Source organism: Geobacter sp. AOG1 (genome assembly GCF_019972315.1).
Classification (GTDB): Bacteria; Desulfobacterota; Desulfuromonadia; order Geobacterales; family Geobacteraceae; genus Geomobilimonas.
On sequence record NZ_BLIZ01000001.1, the window covers coordinates 52218 to 70534 of the forward strand.

17 protein-coding genes are annotated in these 18317 nt (G+C 60.0%); 15 read left to right on the forward strand and 2 right to left on the reverse strand.

The genetic code is table 11. The annotated features are described in order from the left end of the window. The first annotated feature begins 9 nt into the window (after positions 1 to 9). The 6 genes from sucD (at position 10) to LDN04_RS00280 (ending at position 5046) form a co-directional block, all read left to right on the forward strand. Positions 10 to 885, forward strand: a complete 876-nt coding sequence (gene sucD / locus LDN04_RS00255) for a succinate--CoA ligase subunit alpha (protein ID WP_223905175.1) — start codon at positions 10 to 12, stop codon at positions 883 to 885. Positions 886 to 1094: 209 nt separating this feature from the next. Further along, positions 1095 to 1487, forward strand: coding sequence for a DUF948 domain-containing protein (locus LDN04_RS00260; RefSeq protein ID WP_223905177.1), 393 nt, complete (start codon positions 1095 to 1097; stop codon positions 1485 to 1487). A 2-nt stretch (positions 1488 to 1489) separates the two neighbouring features. Continuing rightward, positions 1490 to 1804, forward strand: coding sequence for a YtxH domain-containing protein (locus tag LDN04_RS00265; protein WP_223905179.1), 315 nt, complete (start codon positions 1490 to 1492; stop codon positions 1802 to 1804). Positions 1805 to 1882: 78 nt separating this feature from the next. After that, positions 1883 to 3241 carry a YhjD/YihY/BrkB family envelope integrity protein gene (locus tag LDN04_RS00270; RefSeq protein ID WP_223905181.1) on the forward strand — a complete coding sequence of 453 codons (1359 nt, stop codon included), beginning with the start codon at positions 1883 to 1885 and terminating at the stop codon, positions 3239 to 3241. Between the two features lie 95 nt (positions 3242 to 3336). Continuing rightward, complete coding sequence (locus LDN04_RS00275; protein ID WP_223905183.1) at positions 3337 to 4695, forward strand: penicillin-binding transpeptidase domain-containing protein; 1359 nt, start codon at positions 3337 to 3339, stop codon at positions 4693 to 4695. Positions 4696 to 4800: 105 nt separating this feature from the next. Further along, positions 4801 to 5046 carry a YkgJ family cysteine cluster protein gene (locus LDN04_RS00280; RefSeq protein WP_374045116.1) on the forward strand — a complete coding sequence of 82 codons (246 nt, stop codon included), beginning with the start codon at positions 4801 to 4803 and terminating at the stop codon, positions 5044 to 5046. Here the strand turns inward: LDN04_RS00280 and LDN04_RS00285 are convergent. Then, the gene (locus LDN04_RS00285) at positions 5037 to 5759 is read right to left on the reverse strand and encodes a UDP-2,3-diacylglucosamine diphosphatase (protein WP_223905187.1); all 723 of its coding nucleotides are present in this window, start codon (positions 5757 to 5759) and stop codon (positions 5037 to 5039) included. The genes LDN04_RS00280 and LDN04_RS00285 overlap by 10 nt on opposite strands. A 107-nt stretch (positions 5760 to 5866) precedes the next feature. Here LDN04_RS00285 and LDN04_RS00290 point away from each other — a divergent pair, with 107 nt between their 5' ends. The 9 genes from LDN04_RS00290 to LDN04_RS00330 all read left to right on the forward strand — a co-directional run bounded on the left by LDN04_RS00290 (position 5867) and on the right by LDN04_RS00330 (position 15642). Then, positions 5867 to 6304, forward strand: a complete 438-nt coding sequence (locus LDN04_RS00290) for a UPF0158 family protein (RefSeq protein ID WP_223905189.1) — start codon at positions 5867 to 5869, stop codon at positions 6302 to 6304. Between the two features lie 53 nt (positions 6305 to 6357). Next, positions 6358 to 7404, forward strand: coding sequence for an AI-2E family transporter (locus LDN04_RS00295; RefSeq protein ID WP_223905191.1), 1047 nt, complete (start codon positions 6358 to 6360; stop codon positions 7402 to 7404). A 2-nt stretch (positions 7405 to 7406) separates the two neighbouring features. Next, complete coding sequence (locus tag LDN04_RS00300) at positions 7407 to 8474, forward strand: AI-2E family transporter (RefSeq protein ID WP_223905193.1); 1068 nt, start codon at positions 7407 to 7409, stop codon at positions 8472 to 8474. Then, positions 8455 to 10851 (forward strand): heavy metal translocating P-type ATPase, encoded by a 2397-nt coding sequence (locus tag LDN04_RS00305; RefSeq protein ID WP_223905196.1) that lies wholly within the window; start codon positions 8455 to 8457, stop codon positions 10849 to 10851. The genes LDN04_RS00300 and LDN04_RS00305 overlap by 20 nt, the downstream gene beginning before the upstream one ends. Positions 10852 to 10871: 20 nt before the next feature. Then, positions 10872 to 11390 carry a rhodanese-like domain-containing protein gene (locus LDN04_RS00310; protein WP_223905199.1) on the forward strand — a complete coding sequence of 173 codons (519 nt, stop codon included), beginning with the start codon at positions 10872 to 10874 and terminating at the stop codon, positions 11388 to 11390. Next, positions 11387 to 11815: a MauE/DoxX family redox-associated membrane protein gene (locus LDN04_RS00315; protein WP_223905201.1), complete on the forward strand. Its 429-nt coding sequence runs from the start codon at positions 11387 to 11389 to the stop codon at positions 11813 to 11815. Before LDN04_RS00310 ends, LDN04_RS00315 begins: the two co-directional genes overlap by 4 nt. 79 nt (positions 11816 to 11894) lie before the next feature. Beyond that, positions 11895 to 12482, forward strand: a complete 588-nt coding sequence (plsY, locus tag LDN04_RS00320) for a glycerol-3-phosphate 1-O-acyltransferase PlsY (protein WP_223905202.1) — start codon at positions 11895 to 11897, stop codon at positions 12480 to 12482. Positions 12483 to 12647: 165 nt separating this feature from the next. Beyond that, positions 12648 to 13733, forward strand: coding sequence for an endolytic transglycosylase MltG (gene mltG, locus LDN04_RS00325; protein ID WP_223905205.1), 1086 nt, complete (start codon positions 12648 to 12650; stop codon positions 13731 to 13733). Continuing rightward, positions 13702 to 15642: a response regulator gene (locus LDN04_RS00330; protein WP_223905207.1), complete on the forward strand. Its 1941-nt coding sequence runs from the start codon at positions 13702 to 13704 to the stop codon at positions 15640 to 15642. The genes mltG and LDN04_RS00330 overlap by 32 nt, the downstream gene beginning before the upstream one ends. A gap of 77 nt (positions 15643 to 15719) precedes the next feature. Here LDN04_RS00330 and LDN04_RS00335 read toward each other — a convergent pair whose 3' ends face one another. Then, positions 15720 to 18239, reverse strand: a complete 2520-nt coding sequence (locus LDN04_RS00335; protein ID WP_223905209.1) for a molybdopterin-dependent oxidoreductase — start codon at positions 18237 to 18239, stop codon at positions 15720 to 15722. Positions 18240 to 18317: the final 78 nt, after the last annotated feature.

Sequence of the window (18317 nt, forward strand, 5' to 3'; positions counted from 1 at the left end):
AGAGCTTGCATGTCCATACTGATCAACAAGGATTCCAAGATCGTCGTGCAGGGGATCACCGGCCGGAGCGGCCTGTTCCACACCCAACAGTGCCGTGACTACGGCAGCCACATTGTCGCCGGCGTCACCCCCGGCAAGGGGGGGATCCACATCGAGGGGATTCCCGTCTTCAATACCGTCGAGGAGGCGGTCCGCTACACCGGCGCCAACGTCTCCATGATCTTCGTGCCACCTCCGGGGGCCGCCGACGCCATTCTCGAAGCAGCAGCAGCCGGCATCGACCTGGCGGTCTGCATCACCGAAGGAATCCCGGTTCGGGACATGGTCCCGGTGAAGCGGATCATCCAGGAGAGCAAGACCCGCCTCATCGGCCCCAACTGCCCCGGCATAATCACCCCCGGCGAATGCAAGGTGGGAATCATGCCCGGCTACATCCACAAAAAAGGGAAGATCGGCATCGTCTCCCGCAGTGGCACCCTCACCTACGAGGCGGTCAAGCAGGTGACCGAAGCGGGACTGGGACAGTCCACCTGCGTCGGGATCGGCGGCGACCCGATTATCGGCATGAATTTCATCGACTGCCTGAAGCTGTTCAACGAGGACCCGAAGACCGAAGGGGTCTTCATGATCGGGGAAATCGGCGGCACAGCGGAGGAGGAGGCCGCCTGGTGGATCAAGGAGAACATGAAGAAGCCGGTTGCCTCCTTCATTGCCGGCGTCACCGCCCCCCCGGGGAAAAGGATGGGGCACGCTGGTGCCATCATCACCGGCGGCAAGGGAAAGGCCGAGGACAAGATCCAGACCCTGGAAGAATGCGGCGTTACGGTGACGAAAAGTCCGACCCGCATGGGAGAAGCGATGCTGACCGCCCTGGGGAAAAAATGACTGTCTGATTCCGTGAGATACAAAGGAATCGGGGACTCCCCCGATTCGCCTGCCAGAACAGATTAAGCCAAGCCGGGGGAGCCATCCTCCGGCTTTTTTCTGCATCCGGCACACCCATTGCCGGCACAACGGGATTCTTCGTGCCTTGGCGGTTGCATTCCTCTAATTTTCGTATATACTGGAGTGACTTTACTCTGCAAGGAGCCCCTATGGACATTGTAGGCATTGCCGCGGTTATCGTGGCATTAACCCTGGTGGTTCTGGCCGCCTTCCTGATCCCGGCCGTCATAGAAATCAGAAAAACCGCCTCCGCCCTGCGCGACTTCGTCACCGGGACGGGCAGTGAACTGAAACCACTGTTGAGGGACCTGCAATCTACCCTTGCTGACCTAAAAGCCATCACCGGCGAGGCATCGACGCGAACCGACGACGTCAAGTGCTTCATGGAGGCTCTGGGGGATGCGGGACGCAACCTGCGGACCATCAACGGCGTGGTGGGGTCGGTCTCGGGAGTGCTCGCAAGCTCCTCCATGTGGCTCACCGGCGCCAGGGTAGCCGGTAAATTCATTCTCGAAAGAATCTCAAGGAAGGGAGGGAAATAACCATGTCAGACAACGAAAACGGGGTAAGCGCGGGTACTGTTATGCTTTCTTTTCTGGCCGGCGCGGCGGTAGGCGCAGGGCTGGCGCTCCTCTACGCGCCCAAATCGGGCAGGGAACTGCGGGAGCAGATCTCGGACCTGGCCGAAGATGCGGTCGACAAAATCAAGGAGTACACCAAGGAAGCACAGGAAAAAGTCAAGTCAACCCTTGAAGAGGGGAAAGACATCATCAAGGAAAAAAAGTCCATTCTCTCCACAGCGATCGAAGCTGGTAAAGAGGCGATGGAACGGGAAAAGGAAAAGTACAAGGAAGCTTGAGACGCCCCTTTGTTCGTACGAAAGCCCACTTCGCGTGGGCTTTTTTTGTCACGGGCCTGACGACCACCGGAAGAACTCATGGGAACCAGCGATCACCATAAAGGCTTACTGGCCTTCTTTTCCACCACCCTGTGGGAACTTGAGCCCGACCACTACCGCGGGTTACGCCGGCACGGACTGAGATACCTGCAGATCATTGCGCTCGTTGCACGTGATTTCTGGCTGGACCAGTGCCCGCTACGGGCAGCGGCCCTCTCCTTTACCACCATTCTGTCGCTCGTGCCGTTCTTTGCCCTCACCTTTTCCGTCCTCAAGGGGCTGGGAGTCCAGAACAAGCTGGAGCCCCTCATCCTCGAGCAGGTGACGGCCGGCTCCCAGCAGATGATCAGCAAGATCGTTCTCTACATCAACAACACCAACATGACCTCCATGGGGGCCATCGGCCTGGTGTCACTGGTCGTCACCGTGATAGCCCTGCTGGCCAGCATCGAGGAGGCATTCAACGTCATCTGGGGGGTACGGGAGACCCGCTCCCTCTATCGCAAGTTCAGTGACTACCTGAGCGTCGTCATAAGCGGTCCGCTGCTTCTTCTGGCCGCCACCAGCATCACTACGAGCCTGCAGAGCCAGACCCTCGTCAAATGGTTCATCAGCACCAGCTACCTCGGTGATATCCTCCTGTTCGGCTTCCACCTTGTCCCTTACTTAAGCGCCGCGATGGCCCTGGTTTTCCTCTACATCTTTATCCCCAACACAAATGTCCGTTTCAGCTCGGCCCTGATCGGCGGCGTCCTGGCGGGCGCATCCTGGGAGATTGCCCAATGGGGATACCTCCATTTCCAGGTCGGCGTTTCCCGTTACAACGCCATCTACGGAACTATGGCAGTTCTTCCCGTGCTCATGGTCTGGATCTATACCAGCTGGTTGATCGTACTGTTCGGCGTGGAGGTGGTCTACGCCCATCAGAACCTGCGGACTTTTCTCCGTGAGCAGCGTGCCGGCTCCATGAGCCACAGCGTCAGGGAACTGCTGACGCTGGCCATACTCCAGGACATTGCTGCGGCCTTTCACACCGGCCGCGACGCCTGGACGGCCGAACAGCTTGCCGAGGACCTGGATGTGCCGCTACGGGTGGTGCGGGAACTGCTCGACCTTCTGGCAACCTCCGGCTATCTGACGGAAACGGCCGGTACCCGACCGGCCTGGCAACCGGCCAGAGACCTGGAATGCATCCCTCTGCACAACGTGCTGAAAACCATCAAGGAGCACGGCAGCGGATGCCGCATCACACGCCTCACCCGTGGAGAACAGCGGTTAAGGGAAGTCCTTGACCGGATGGAAACGGGAGGAGAGGACGCACTGGCGGGTATGACCCTCCATGATCTGGTCGCCACCCAACATCCCACCATACCCGCCGACTCGATTCCACAGGATTAACTGTTTATAACCTTCAAGCGGCAGGCTGCGCGTTGACAAAGCGGGATGAATCGCATATAGTGAGCCTAAAAACAGGCACTTGCAAGACACAAATCATGCGGGATTTCAAACATATATCGGGACGAAAGCGCCCTATCAGGCTCCGGCTGTTCGGCCGTCACCACGCGACCTCTCTGAACTCCTACAGGAAGCTGGTCGAGCCGAAACCGGACAAAAAATGGCTTCGCTACCTGTTGCCGTTTCTGGCCGTCGTTCTTGCGGCTTACCCGGTGGGAAGTCTCCTCTTCAGCGCACGGAATGCCGCTTCCAGCGTCAACAAAACGCCGCCACCGGCCACCAAAGCCAAACCCCTTGGGGAACTGACGGACGGGCAGTCATTTCGCCTGGGTTCCGAAGCGCTTCCCGTTTCCCGGTACGAAGGGGAGCACCTGGTTGCGTCTCTCCCCGATGGCGGCAAGATGGTCTACACCCTCGACCAGGAGCTGCAGACGCGGGTAACGAAGGTTCTGGAAAGCTTCCATGTCCCCTATGGGGCCTTTGTCGCCATCGAACCGAAAACCGGTCGAATCCTCGCCATGGCCGGCTACTCTGCAACCGATCCGTCCTGGGCGAGCCAGTCCTGCTACAACCTCTACCCGATGGCATCCCTCTTCAAGATCGTCACGGCAGCAGCAGCCCTTGAGCAGAAAAAGGTCAATGCGACCACGGTCCTCCCGTTTAACGGAAGACTCACCTCGGAAAACCCCAAGTACTGGGATGCCCCCCCTTCCCGAAGGGGGAAGCCGGGGCAACAGATGAGCCTGACCATGGCCATGGGGAAGTCGGTCAACCCGGTCTTCGGGAGACTGGCCAGTGACGTGGTCGGACGTGATTCGCTCATGGCATCTGCCGTTCTTTTCGGCTTCAACCAGCCGCTCTTCCCCGAAACACCGGTAATCCCGAGCGTCGCCCAGGAACCCCGGGACAACCTCGACCTCAGACGGATGGGGGCGGGACTCAGCAGGGAGGTGAAGATATCCCCCCTCCACGCTGCGGCGCTCATGGCCGCCATTGCCAACAACGGCACGCTCATGAAACCGTACCTGACGGAAGAGATACGAAACGGCAAAGGTGTGGAGATTTACAGCCCCAAATCCCAAGCCATGCGACGTCTCGTCTCGCCGGAAAGCGCTTCCGAGTTGACAAGAATGCTCTCCTCGACCGTCAACAGCGGCACGTCGCGAAAGGCATTCCACGACCGACGGGGCCGGCCGAAACTGGCGACCATCGACATCGCCGCCAAAACCGGTTCCATCAACGGCACCAATCCCACCGGCCATTACAACTGGTTTGCCGCCTACGCTCCCGCCAATGACCCGCAGATCGCCCTCGTGGCGCTCGTCGTCAATGGCGATAAATGGCGGATCAAGGCGTCGTATGTGGGGGAACAGGCGCTGGAAGCTTTCTTCAAGTAAGGCGGACGAGGGCAATAGGCACGAGGCGGGGGTTTCGAGCAAGGAAGTACTGACATTCTTGCCCTTCGTCTGGTGCCTGTTTTATCTGGAGTTAATGTGGAGTGCATGAAATGCGGGACATGCTGCACGGCGCCGGATATCAGCACCTTGCGGAAGCCGGTGGGAGTGAAGTGTCCGCATTTGGGTGCGGACGGTCTGTGCGAGATTTATGCGACGCGACCGGCCGTCTGCCGGAGCTACCGCCCCGATGAAATCTGCCTGCAGATAAACGCCCCGACCCTAACGGAACGTGTGACCAACTACGTGCAACTGTTCGGCCTGGCAGAGGAAATTCGGCGCACTCAGCGGTAGGTGTGGAGCGTCAATCGGCCGTCCGCCAACTCACCGTAGGTGAAGTGGGTAAGCCAGTCACCGAGACAGAGGAGGACCTTGCCGCTGCCATCGGATGCCGTCTCCAGAAGCGGGATATGGAAGTGGCCGGCGATAACGGCATCATACCCTTCCCGAAACCGGGCCGAGGCGAATTCACGCAGAATCGTCGGGTAGTCCCAGCGCTGTTGACGTTGGGGATGGCTCCCCTTGCTGCGCTTCCCCAATCGCTCGGCGATTGCGATGGCAACGGCGGCCGGCACGCGGGGGACGAGGGCGCGGGTCAGGCGATTGTGAAAGATGAACCGGAGCAGGTGGTAGCTGTAGTCCCGGCGGTTGATCTGGTCGCCATGGCAGAGATAGAAGCGTTTCCCCGCCAGTTCCAGGCTTGCCGGACCGGGGAACACACGGGCCTGGAGAGTTTCCGTGAAAAACGACCCCAGGTGGAAGTCGTGGTTTCCTTCGAAATAGACGATCTCCACCCCGCCGGCGTGAAGTTCAGCGAGCTTGTCGAGGATCGGGACATAGTGGAGAAAGGGGTTGGACCGGTAGCCGAGCCAGAACTCGAACAGGTCCCCCATGATGAAGAGCGTGGCCGTATTCCCCGCCAGGCTGTCGAGAAAACGCAACAACAGCCGGTAATTGGCATCGGCCGGATCCTGCAGGTGGGCATCGGCAATGAACACTGTGCGCATGGCGGCAACTATATAGGAAATGCGGGTAAAGGTAAAGGTAGAGGTAGGGGGAAGAAAACCCTTCTGCCATTCCGTCTTGACCTCTGCCCGATCAGGGTGTTACGTTGATGGGTGTAATGCGGGACGTGGAAATAGTCTGGGACGACCTCCTGGACGCGTTTGAAAATCCGGACGGGGAACTGATCTATTTTCTGGACCGGGATACCGGGGAAGTGTTTTTCGTCCCGGTCGACTATGAGGATGATGCCTTCTGGGAAGAAATGGAAGAAGACGAGGAGCGATTCCTTCCGATCCCCGGCTACGATTACGACCAGGAACGGCACCTGCTCAACGAATTCATCAAGGGTATCCACAACGCCAGCCTGAAGGACCTCCTGGAGAGAGCCTTCATCGGCAAGCGTCCCTACGGGCGAATGGACGAGATACTCTCCTTCTATCCCGAGGAAATGGAGCGGTTGCTGGCCCTGAAAGAGGAACTGACCACCGAGCGGATCAAACAGTGGCTTGAAGAACACGATATTTTCCCCTTCCACGAACCGTTTTGACCGCCGTTGGGGAACATAGTCCACACCGCGACACTCACCCGGAGAAGACCACCATGAAGCCCGCTCAGCCGGCTGTCATCCGAAACCTGCTTCTACTGATGCTTGCGGTAATCCTCATTGCCGCCGGCTACGCCCTGCGGCATACGGTTTCCTGCTTTCTCCTCTCCTTCGTGCTCGCCTACCTGCTCGATCCGCTCCTGGTTTATCTGGAGCGGAACAGGGTCCGGCGCATCTACGGCATCACCATCCTGTACATCATCCTCGCAGTCTTTTCGGTCATATTCTTCATGTTTTTCGTCCCCTTCCTGACCCTGCGCTGGCAAAGCCTGCTCCACGATTTTCCCGGCTACCTGCAGAAGATTCAACTGCTCGCCCAGGGATGGAAGTCCCAGCTTCTCCCCTCCGCAGCCGCCGAGGAATGGCGCTGGCTGGTGGAATCGGCCACAGAACACATCGACAAGCTCCTTGGCAAGATCGGCGGCGGCATCTATGCGGCTTTGACCAGGATGGTCTTCAATCTCTTCAACCTGGTGCTGGCGCCGGTCCTCGTTTTATTCATGCTCTTCTACAAACAGACGATCATGGACGGGATCACCTCCTGGCTGCCGGTCCGGCGGCGGGAAACGCTGCTTGCCCTGGGGCGGGAGATCAACGGCAGCATCGGCGGCTATATCCGGGGCCAGTTCGTGGTATCCGCCATTGTGGCGGTACTTTCCAGTATCGCCCTGTTTGCCCTGGATGTGGACTACGCCCTCTTCAACGGCATATTTGCCGGCCTCGCCTCGATCCTCCCGTTCATCGGCGTCATCCTGGCCACGCTTCCCGCCCTCTTCTTCGCCTACGTCAAGTTCCAGAGCGGCATTGCCATGTTAAATGTGATCGCCGCCTTCTCCGTCATATACTTCCTGGAAGGATACGTCATAAAACCGCTGGTATTCAAGGAAGCGATGAATCTCAATCCGCTCGTCACCGTCATCGTCGTCATGGCGTTCGGCGAGCTGATGGGATTCTGGGGAATACTGCTGGCCATACCCATCGCCGCTGCCTGCAAGATCGTCGCACAGTACATTCGGCAGGGGAAATTTGCCGAAGAGGGGTAATCATGGATAGCGTCGGCGCCAAGGGGCGCATGTACTATTTCCTGGCCGCCTGCTTCGCTCTGGCGCTCCTGGCCAGTATCTTCGTTCGCCACACCTTCTCCGCCCTGCTCACCTCCCTGGCCCTTGCGTATCTCCTCAACCCCCTCCTGAAGTACCTGGAAAAGCGGGGGTTTTCCCGCTCCCTCTCCATTACCTTCATCTATGGCATCATAGCCTTGGGAGCGCTCTACTCGTCATTCTTCCTCATCCCTTACATAGGCCACCAGTTGAACGCCCTCACCTCCTCCCTCCCCGATTACGTCCAGGGGATCAAGCGAGCCCTCGACGACTGGAAAGACGAACTCCTCCCCTATTACAGCACCGCAGATCTCGACTGGCTCATGGCCAAGGTGCAGGGTTCCCTGAACAAGCTGGTGACGGATGTCTCCGGTCTCGGATACGAACAGCTCAAGGGGATCATGTTTGCCCTGTTCGACCTTCTCCTTGCCCCGATCCTGATCTTTTTCATGCTCTACTACAAGGAAGAGTTCAAGGAGATACTGATCCGCATCACCCCCCGGGAGGTACGCGAGGAACTGAAACAACTGGGGAACCGCATCAACCGGACCCTGGAACGCTATGTTCTCGCCATGGTCGTTGATTGCCTGCTGGTCGGCATCCTCTGTGCGGCATCCCTGGCCCTTCTCGACATCGAGTTTCCCCTCCTGAACGGACTGTTCGCGGGCTTTGCCACCATTGTCCCCTTTGTCGGCGCGATGGTGGCAGTCATTCCTCCGGCTCTGATAGGCTACGCCAAGAGCGGTGACATCCTCATCATTCCCAAGGTGTGCGCTATCTATTTTCTCATCAACGTGGTGGTTGACGGGTACATCATCAAACCGCTCGTCATGCGCGGCACCCTGAGACTGAACCCCCTGGCGGTCATCTTCTCGGTCATGGCCCTTGGAGAGATCATGGGGTTCTGGGGCATCGTGCTCGCCATTCCCTGTGCCGCCGTGGTCAAGGTCTGCTCGACCGGGGTACGACAGATCATGGCAACGAGGAACAACCATGCAAACGACGACCTTTAGCATCTCCGGCATGTCGTGCGCCAACTGCGCCGCCCGCATTGAAAAGGGGGTGGCCGGCACCGCCGGCGTTACACGGGCAGTGGTCAACTTTCCCCTGGAAGAGCTGACGGTGGATTACGACGAGACGCTCGACCGGGAAACCATCGAGACGCTGGTCAAGGGGCTCGGCTACGGCATCGTTCCGCGTGGGGAACCGGGGGAACTCCGGTTCGGGGTGCGTGGCCTCCACTGCGCCTCCTGCGTGGCAACCCTGGAGAAAAAGCTCCTCGCCCACCCGGCAGTCTCCACCGCCGTGGTCAATCTCTCCCAGGAAGAGGCCTTTGTCCGCTTCGACGCAGCCCGGCTCGGCAAGGGAGAGATCTTCGCCCTGGTGACCGATGCGGGCTACCAGCCGGTGGAACCGGCGGCAACCGATGATTCCGCCAGCCAGTTCCGGAGCCAGCGAAACTGGTTCATCGCCAGCCTCGCCGCGTCCCTCCCCATCATGCTCACAATGGGGCTCCACGGCAACCGGGCCATCGGCTGGATGAATCTCGTCCTCGCCACGGCAGTCCAGTTTTCCGCGGGGCTCACCTTTTACCGCGGCTCCTGGTATGCCCTCAAAAACAAGAGCGCCAACATGGATGTCCTCGTGGCACTCGGCACCTCGGCCGCCTACTTTTACTCGCTGGCCGCCTTCTTCGGCGCTTTCGGCGGGCACGGCGAAGTCTTCTTCGAGACCTCCGCCATGCTCATCGCCTTCATCCGTCTCGGCAAGTACCTGGAGGCGCGGGCTCGCGGGAAGGCGGGAGAGGCACTCAAGAAGCTTCTCCGGCTCCAGGCCGACAAGGCAAGGCTCCTGGTGGACGGGACGGAACGGGAAGTCCCCGCATCTCTGGTCAAGACAGGAGATGTGGTGCTGGTCCGGCCGGGAGAAACCATCCCGGTGGACGGCACCGTCCTCGAAGGGAACTCCAGCGTCAACGAGTCGATGGTGACCGGTGAATCCCTGCCGGTTGCGAAAACCGCCGGCGCCACCGTCACCGGCGCCACCGTCAACGGCCGTGGCCCCCTGACGATCCAGGCGACCAGAGTCGGCGAGGCGACCATGCTCGCCCAGATCGTCCGGATGGTGCGCGAGGCCCAGGCGGACAAGGCGCCGATCCAGCGCTTTGCCGACCGGGTATCGGGGGTCTTCGTGCCGGTGGTCATCGCCCTTGCACTCCTGACCTTCATCCTCTGGTACCTAGCACTCCACCAGGAATTCCTCTTTGCCTTCAAGCTCGCCATCGCCGTGGTGGTCATCGCCTGCCCCTGCGCCATGGGGCTGGCCACCCCGACCGCCATCATGGTCGGGAGCGGCGTGGGACTCGCCCGTGGAATTCTCATCAAACGCGGTTCGGTGCTGGAGAACATCGCCGGCCTGCAGGCGGTCCTTCTCGACAAGACCGGCACCATCACGAGCGGCAGGCCCGCCCTGACCGACCTGCTGGCCGTGCCGTCGGGGGAACCGGACCGGCTCATGGAATACCTGGCAGCGGCCGAATCCCGATCCAACCACCCCCTGGCCCAGGCCGCCCTGGAAGCTGCCGCAGCCAGAGCGATACGGCCCGGCTCCGTTGACGGCTACGAGGAGCGGGAGGGTTTTGGCGTTTCCTGCACCTACAACGGCAACAGGGTCCTTGCCGGCAGCGCCCGGTTCATGGAAGAGACGGGCATCACCATCGGCCCCTTCGCAGCGGAGGCTGACCGGCTGGCCGACGCGGGTAAATCGCTCATCTACGTGTCCGTGGAAGGCAAGCTGGCAGGGGTGGCAGCCTTTGCCGACCAGGTCAGGGAAAGTTCCATCCGGTCGGTGGCGGCACTGAAGCAGATGGGGATCGCCACGTACATGATTACGGGGGACAACCGACTTGTGGCAGAGACGGTAGCGGGCCAGGCAGGGGTGGACGGCTTCGAGGCCGAGGTGCTGCCGGGCCGCAAGCAGCAGGTGGTAAAGGAATACCAGCAGAAGGGGTATTACGTCGCCATGGTAGGTGACGGCATCAACGACGCCCCCGCCCTGGCCCAGGCCGATGTGGGAATCGCCATCGGCGGCGGCGCCGACGTGGCAAAGGAGACCGGCGACATCATCCTGGTACGGGACGACCTCATGGACGTGGTGGCTGCCATTCGTCTGGGGAAGGCGACCCTGGCGCGGATCAAGCAGAACCTTTTCTGGGCGCTCTTCTATAACATCCTCGGCATCCCCGTCGCCGCAGGCGCTCTCTACTACCCCTTCGGCATCACCCTCAAACCGGAATTCGCAGGTCTGGCCATGGCCTTCTCGTCGGTGTCGGTCGTCGCCAACTCGCTCCTTCTCAAGCGGGTTGGCCGGCATCTGAGGGATGACCGGTAGGCCGGGAAGGAAACGAACCCATGCACCAGGGCATCACCAGACTTCTGCGGGAAATGGCCGGCATCTGCCTCGTGGCGATCGCCATCGGGCTTGCCTGGAACCACCAGCTTCTCCACAACGCACGGACCGGCAACGCTCCGCCCGGCTCCACCGCACCGGCATCGGCACCAAGGGGCCAATCGGGACAGGAGCAACAAGTAGTTCCGCTCCCCCTCGGCCTCATGCAGGTAAAGGAGTTCCTCGACAGGAAGGAAGCGGTCATCGTGGACGCCCGGGACAAAGCTGCCTTTGCCGCCGGCCACATAACCGGCGCGGTTTCACTCCCCCTCGGCGAGGCGGCTGGCCGGCTGGCCGATTTCGCAAAACGCTACCCCTCCACCACCCTGCTGGTAGTCTACTGTAACGGCTATGACTGCCACGACAGCCACAACCTGGCCAACAAGCTCATCGCTGCCGGCTACCCGACAGTATTCGTCTTTGAAGGGGGTTTTCCCGAATGGCAGTCTGCCGGCTACCCGGTAACAGGAGGGACCCCATGACCACTACCGCCGGCAAATATCTCTCCACCATTGTCCGCATTGTCCTGGGGCTTGTGTTCCTCTATGCGGGAGTCCTGAAGATTATCGACCCGACCGCCTTCGCCGGCAACATCGCCGCGTACCGAATACTCCCCTACTTCGGCAACTACCTGGTAGCCGCCACTCTCCCCTGGTTGGAAGCCATCTGCGGCCTGCTGCTGATCTTTGGCTGGCGAGCACGAAGCGCGGCCGCCATTATCTGTATCCTGAACGGGGTGTTCATGATCGCCCTCGCTTCGGCCGTCCTGCGAGGGCTGGACATCGACTGCGGCTGCTTTCAGCAGGGGGGAGACAAGACCTCCGCCTGGTCTGCCCTGGGGCGCGACGTCGTACTCCTTGCCATGGCACTTTCCCTGCTTGGGCGAGGTCGCCGGCGATCCCCCTGAGCGGTGACTTGAAGTTTGGCGGGAAATGGTGTAGGATGCGGGCCGTTTTCATTAATCCACGCCCGCTACGGAGCCTCACGTGCTGAAAGACATACTTCTCATCATCGGTGCCTACCTGGTCGGTTCGGTCCCGACCGGCCTGCTGCTGGCAAGGGCGTTCGGCGGTGTCGACATCCGGACCACCGGCAGCGGCAACATCGGCGCCACCAACGTCTATCGCACGCTGGGGAAGAAGGTCGGGATAATGACCCTGGCGGGGGACTGCCTGAAAGGGGTCATCCCCGTCGTTATTGCCAAACAGCTGGGACTCCCCGTCGAATGGGTAGCGGCAGTCGGTGCAGCCGCCTTCCTCGGTCACGTCTACACCATCTTCCTCGGCTTCAAGGGAGGCAAAGGGGTTGCCACCGCCCTCGGGGTCTTCCTTGCCATGGCACCCCTGGCAGTGCTCTGTGCGCTCGCCGTTTTCATCGCCGTTCTCCTCAAATGGCGCTACGTCTCCCTCGCCTCCATCTCCGCCGCGGCAGCCATGCCGGTAGGCATCATTCTTCTGGGAAGTCCCCTCCCCGTCGTTGCCATGACCCTGCTGATTGCAGTCCTCGTCATCTACAAACACCGTGAAAACATCGACCGCCTCAGAAGCGGCACCGAAAGCAAATTCAAGTCCTGACAAAACCGGTTTCCTGCCGTGAAATCACTGGCCAGGATGAAGTCACCATCGCGCCAGCCGGGGATTTAGGCTTGACATGGGACGCGTTATGGCCTAGAGATATGGATACGAAATATCTCTTTTATTCTGGTGTGCATTGAAACACTGCATTACGTTACCCTGTCAATGAAAGCATCGTGGCGAAAGAAACGGCAACGGTTGGCAATCTGCATACTGGCGGCCGTCCTGCTCACTCTGGCGTGCAGCTTTGGGATGTTTGTGTTCGTTCCGGCCGGCACCGGCAAGCGCGTTGAAGTGGTGGAACTGGCACCGGGGGCGCCCTTCCGACGCATCGCCGCCGATCTGGAAGAAAAGCGGATCATAACCAGCGGAAGACTGTTCGTGCTCCTTGCGAGGCTGCGCGGTGCCACCGCAAAGGTCCAGGCAGGCCCCTATCAGGTGAGCGACGGCATGACTCCCGGGGAGATTCTTGACCGGATGGTAACTGGTGACGTCTATGTGCAGCGGTTCGCCGTGCCGGAAGGATACTCCATTTACCAGATTGCCGAACTGCTGGAAGGCCGCCGGCTGTTTCCCAAGGGAGAGTTCCTCAGGGCATGCGCTGACCGCCAGTTCCTGGCGGAGTTGGGAATTCCCGCCCGGAGCGCCGAAGGGTACCTCTATCCGAGCACCTACAACATACCCCCCGGCACCACCCCGGCGCAACTCATCCGCCAGATGGTGGAACAGTTCGACAAGGTCTTTGGGCAAAAGTTCGCGTCGCGGGTCGGTGCTGCCGGCTTGAGCAAGGGAGAACTGGTGACAATGGCGTCCATGATCGAAAAAGAAGCCGTCATCCCGGAAGAGCGCCCCCTCATCGCCTCGGTCTTCCTCAACCGGCTCCGGAGCAGGATGCCGCTTCAGAGTGACCCGACCGCCGTCTACGGGGTCCGGGCCTTTGCCGGCTCCGTCAGTCGGCGGGACATCCAGCGCGTATCACCCTACAACACCTACCTGATCAAGGGGCTTCCTCCCGGCCCCATAGGCAACCCCGGGAGCGACGCCATAGAGGCGGTACTCAATCCGGCCCAGACCGCCTATTACTATTTCGTGGCCAAGAAGGATGGCAGTCACCATTTTTCCGCCACCCTCGCTGAACATAATCGCGCCGTAAACAGGTATCTCAAATCGGCAGCGGCCCCAAATTCCCCATCCTCCGGGTCAGTTGCAGGGTATCAGAATGACCGCCCGAATCTTACTGGCAGAAGATAACGAATCCCTGTCCCAGATGCTCCAGAAGTTCCTGGCTGGGCAGGGATACGAGGTGGTTGCGGTCAGGACCGGACTGGAAGTCCTGCAGTCCCTTACTGCCGGCAGTCTTGACCTCCTCATCCTCGACCTGCGCCTCCCGGGACTGAGCGGTGCAGACGTACTGCAGAAACTCCGCAAGTCGGAGAAATGGGCAGAATTCCCGGTAATCGTCATTACCGGCGTCTACAAGGGAGACAAGTACGCCGAAGCAGCCCGGCGCCTCGGCGTGAAGCATTACCTTGAAAAACCGTTCACCCAGCAGGCATTCATAAACGCAGTGCAGTCGACGTTGCAGGATTCCCCCCCCACGAAGGATGCAACGACGTTGCGCGATCTTCTGGTAGAGATCTACGAAACGGGCAAAAGCGGAGTTCTTGCCTTCCCCCAGGGTTCGCCCGTTGCGTTCCTCAAGGGGGAGCCGGTCTCCTTCGTGTCAGAGGGGAAGGGGGACTTCCGGGACCACCTCGTGGCACGGGGCAAAATCACCCTAGCTGACCGGAATGCATTTCTTGCCGGAGATGAAGAACGGCTGCTCCTCACCCAAGCAGGTCTCCTCACCTATGACGAACTCGTTGAGGAATCCCGTCTCTTTCTCACCAAGAAACTGGTAGATGCACTGGACGTTAAGAGCGGCATCGGTTTCAGCGAGGGGATGCCGCCACTGGAGGTCCCCCTCGTTCCCATCTCCATTCCCCATCTTATCTACGAAGCAAGCAAGAGCCGTGGCAACCAGTTGCATGGGCAGGCCTTCGTGGAGCGCTTCGCGGGCTGTTATCCGGCACGCACGCCGCTATTTTTCAGGCGCGCCAACCTTGTCACCATGCGTAAGGGAGACATCGAGCTTCTGGAACTCATGGACGGACAGAAGACCCTGCAACAGATAATTGCCAGGGGAACGGTCGCCTATGAAGCAGCCGCCTTCTTCCATTTCCTCCATTCTCTCGGCATGCTGGCCATACACGAGAAACCGACCACCAACGCCACTGCCGACTTCCCCCAGAAGGACCTGTTCAATCGCCCTCTGGAAGAAATCACCGCCGAAGACGGACAAGCTGTAGGATTCGATGACCTGGTGGACGAACTCTCGGACACCGTCGAACTGGCGGTGGGGAGCGAAGGAATGGCCTCGCCTCTCTCAAGCGACGAGATCGGCTTCGAACAGGCCGTACAGCGCGACCATGCGTTCATCAAGGACAAGAACTACTATGAGTTGTTCGGCCTCTCCTCGAACAGCTTCAGCTTCAATGCCCTGAAAGAGGCTTATTTTTCCAAGACACGCCAGTATTCGCCGGAAAAATTCATGGAGTTGTCGGGAGCGACCCAGAGCTTAGCCCAGGATGTACTCGCCGTCTACGCCAACGCCTACAATACCCTTTCCAGCGTCGTTGCAAAAGAGCGCTACGACGAGATGCTCAATGCCGACAGGGTGGGACTCGATGGCCGCCAGGACGACAAGTTGCAGGCCAAGATCCAGTTCCAGTCGGGCAAGGTTTTCCTGGAAATGGGGGAATTCGAAAACGCCCAGAAGGCACTTCAGGACTCGTTCACCCTGGAGCCGGACAACCCGCAGCACTGTGCCTACCTTGCCTGGGCGATCTACAACAATCCGGCCAGCAAAAACTCCAAGGCAGCACAGGAAAGAGCCCGCATGCTTCTGGCAAAGTCAGTCCAGATCGGCAAAGTCGCCGAGGCATTCGCTTTCCGTGGATGGATGCTTCTCGACGAGGGTCGGGATGGGCTGGCGGAGGGGGAGTTCCAGAAGGCACTCCGCATAAATCCCAAGGACTCTTACGCAGGCAAGGGGATCAGGCAGATTACGGAGAAACGGGAAGCGGAAAGCAAAGGGTTCTTCCGGAAAATTTTCGGCTGAGTATCGAATCCACTCAACAAAAAACCCCCGGGCATGACTGCCCGGGGGTTTTTCATTTCACGGGCATCTACCCCGATCTACCCTTTCTCCACCGTGACGCCGACAAAGTTGGTACCTGTCGGGAGAAGTGCATTGGCGTTCAGGTCGGTGAAGTGGTGGGGAGCGAAGAGGATCCCCGACTGGAGCCTGCTGCTCACCTTAGCCGGACCACTCATGCTGCCGACTGGCGAGCTGACCTTCACCTTGGCTCCGTCTGCAATACCGATCCGGTCAGCATCGCCGGCAGCGATTTCAATGTATCCCTCGGCCGAAACGGTAAGGTTGTTCTCCGAGGCCGTGGACATGGTCCCGTTGTGGAAGCCGATGGCACCGACAACCAGGGTGAAAGGTTGCTTGCCAACCGCCGGAATCGACTGCAAGGAGCCAAAATCGTAGGCAGAAGGCGCAGGCGGCATGGTCTTGACAAGCCCCGAGCAACGGCCGTCGCGCATCTGGCAGCTGCCAGCGTAGATACCTGTCACGTCCTTCATCTCGGCAGTAACCTCGGCGACGTTGCGGGCATGAGGCTTGCCGGTCAGGCGGCTGTACACCTCTGCCAGAATGTCCCAATCCTCACGTGCTTCGCCCGGAGGGGTAACGGCACGGTTCAGGCATTGGACCCGGTTGTCGGGGGTCGTGAACGAACCGCTCTTCTCGGCGGCCGCAGCACCGGGGAAAACCACATGGGCCATGGAAGTGAGGTCGCTGCCCTGGATATCCTGGACGATAAGCAGATCGAGCTTCGCCAGGGCAGCCCGGATACGGGTATTTTCCGGGAAAGACACGAGGGGGTTACAGCCCAGCAGGTAGAGAGCCTTGATGCTCCCCTGCTCGATTCCCGAGACAATCTGCCAGAGGTCCTTGCCGGGAGCGGCGGCCGGCTTGTAGCCGGGGAGGAAGTCGGGACTGACCCCCATGTCGAGCATCCCCTGGATATTGTTCTTCTGCTCTACCGGGAAAATGCCCCCCCGCTCACCGGCAGGCGCACCGAGAACCAGGGCGAGGTCGGCAATGGCACGGACCGCGTCGCTGCAGGCAGCACCACGGATAACGTCGGCGCCGAAGACGATTGCCACGTCGGTCTTCCCTCCCAGATAACGGGCGGCATCGAGCAGTTCAGCCTCAGTGACTCCCGCTGCGCCAGCCAGATCTGCCAGGGAGTGGCCCGCCAGGGAGTTTTTCAGAGCGTCGATACCGCTCGTCCGGGTGGCAATAAAGTCCTTGTTCTCAAGCCCTTCGGCAATAATGGCCTTGACAAGTCCGGCAACCAGGGCAATTTCGGTGCCGGGGCGATAGTTAAGGTGTATATTGGCGAACTTCTTCAGCTTCACGCTACGCGAGTTGGCCAGCACCAGTCGGGCGTCATTCTTGGTGGCAGCCTTGATAACCCGGTACTCCATACCGGTAGACTCGGCATTCAGGTCACATCCCAGCACCAGTATGGCACCGGCACGGTCGAGCCGGTCGATGGGCGTTCCGGACCCGCTGCTGCCGAGGCGCTCCCAAAGGATCGTTTTGGTCTGCGCATAGCCGAGACGGGCTTCCGAGTCTATATTGCCGGTGCCGACCCCCTCTCGCAGGAGCTTCTGGAAGAGGAAACTCTCCTCGTTGGTCACCCGGGGAGAACCGATGCCGGCAACAGCAGACGCTCCGTGGGCCTTGACGATTTCCTGCAGCTTGCCAACGGCAAAGGCCATGGCCCCGTTCCAGTCGCTTTTGGCGCCGCCGACCAATGGCACGTTGAGCCGACCGGCAGAGTTCAGATAGCTGTAACCGAAGCGGCCATTGATGCAGAGATTGCCGCTGTTGTAGGTACTGTCGTCACTGGTAACCCGCTCCACGCGGTTGTTGCGGGAGTGGTACTCGATCTGACACCCGGTGGAGCAGAATCCGCAGACGCTCTTGGTTACCGTGAACGACCAGGGCCGGCCGCGGAACTTGAACGGCTTGCTGATAAGCGTTCCCGTCGGGCAGGCAGCGATGCAGTTACCACAGAATTCGCACTGGAGAGACTTGCCGTCCACCGTGTCGATAATGGTGGCTTCCCCGCGGTTGACCACGGCGATGGCATCACAGCCGACGATCTCATGGTCGACCTTGACACATTTTTCGCAGAGGATGCAGCGGTTCGGATCGCTTTCCAGAAGGGACCAGTCATAGCGAATCTGCCGCCGCTCCAGAACCGCCGAATACTCCTGCTTCGCCACGTCCAGTTTGTAGCAGGAATCCTGCAGATCACATTCGCCGCCAGCGTCGCAGACCGGGCAGTCGAGGGGGTGGTTGACGAGCATCAACTCCATCACCTTCTGGCGGATGGCAAAGAGCCTTTCCGACTGGGTAGTGACCTTGATCCCTTCCTTGACCGGCGTGTTGCAGGCGGTCATGGTGCGGTCAACCCCTTCGACCTCCACCGCACAGACCCGGCAGGCCCCCGTCGGAGAAACCTTCTCCAGCCAGCAGAGGGTCGGGATCTTGATGCCAAGCTGGTTGGCAGCTTCGAGAATGGTGGTGCCCGCAGGAACCGTTACGTTCCTGCCGTCGATTGTCAGACTGACCATATGATTTCACCCCTGAAAACCCGGCAAAAGGCTGAAGGCAAAAGATTCAAGGCGCAGTGCCCGCGAATCCTCAACTCT

What these genes read in the sequence shown, in the direction of transcription:
- sucD (WP_223905175.1), top strand. Translation starts at nt 10, where the DNA reads ATGTCCATACTGATCAACAAGGATTCCAAGATCGTCGTGCAGGGGATC.
- LDN04_RS00260 (WP_223905177.1), top strand. Translation starts at nt 1,095, where the DNA reads ATGGACATTGTAGGCATTGCCGCGGTTATCGTGGCATTAACCCTGGTG.
- LDN04_RS00265 (WP_223905179.1), top strand. Translation starts at nt 1,490, where the DNA reads ATGTCAGACAACGAAAACGGGGTAAGCGCGGGTACTGTTATGCTTTCT.
- LDN04_RS00270 (WP_223905181.1), top strand. Translation starts at nt 1,883, where the DNA reads ATGGGAACCAGCGATCACCATAAAGGCTTACTGGCCTTCTTTTCCACC.
- LDN04_RS00275 (WP_223905183.1), top strand. Translation starts at nt 3,337, where the DNA reads ATGCGGGATTTCAAACATATATCGGGACGAAAGCGCCCTATCAGGCTC.
- LDN04_RS00280 (WP_374045116.1), top strand. Translation starts at nt 4,801, where the DNA reads ATGAAATGCGGGACATGCTGCACGGCGCCGGATATCAGCACCTTGCGG.
- LDN04_RS00285 (WP_223905187.1), bottom strand. Translation starts at nt 5,759, where the DNA reads ATGCGCACAGTGTTCATTGCCGATGCCCACCTGCAGGATCCGGCCGAT.
- LDN04_RS00290 (WP_223905189.1), top strand. Translation starts at nt 5,867, where the DNA reads ATGGGTGTAATGCGGGACGTGGAAATAGTCTGGGACGACCTCCTGGAC.
- LDN04_RS00295 (WP_223905191.1), top strand. Translation starts at nt 6,358, where the DNA reads ATGAAGCCCGCTCAGCCGGCTGTCATCCGAAACCTGCTTCTACTGATG.
- LDN04_RS00300 (WP_223905193.1), top strand. Translation starts at nt 7,407, where the DNA reads ATGGATAGCGTCGGCGCCAAGGGGCGCATGTACTATTTCCTGGCCGCC.
- LDN04_RS00305 (WP_223905196.1), top strand. Translation starts at nt 8,455, where the DNA reads ATGCAAACGACGACCTTTAGCATCTCCGGCATGTCGTGCGCCAACTGC.
- LDN04_RS00310 (WP_223905199.1), top strand. Translation starts at nt 10,872, where the DNA reads ATGCACCAGGGCATCACCAGACTTCTGCGGGAAATGGCCGGCATCTGC.
- LDN04_RS00315 (WP_223905201.1), top strand. Translation starts at nt 11,387, where the DNA reads ATGACCACTACCGCCGGCAAATATCTCTCCACCATTGTCCGCATTGTC.
- mltG (WP_223905205.1), top strand. Translation starts at nt 12,648, where the DNA reads ATGAAAGCATCGTGGCGAAAGAAACGGCAACGGTTGGCAATCTGCATA.
- LDN04_RS00330 (WP_223905207.1), top strand. Translation starts at nt 13,702, where the DNA reads ATGACCGCCCGAATCTTACTGGCAGAAGATAACGAATCCCTGTCCCAG.
- LDN04_RS00335 (WP_223905209.1), bottom strand. Translation starts at nt 18,239, where the DNA reads ATGGTCAGTCTGACAATCGACGGCAGGAACGTAACGGTTCCTGCGGGC.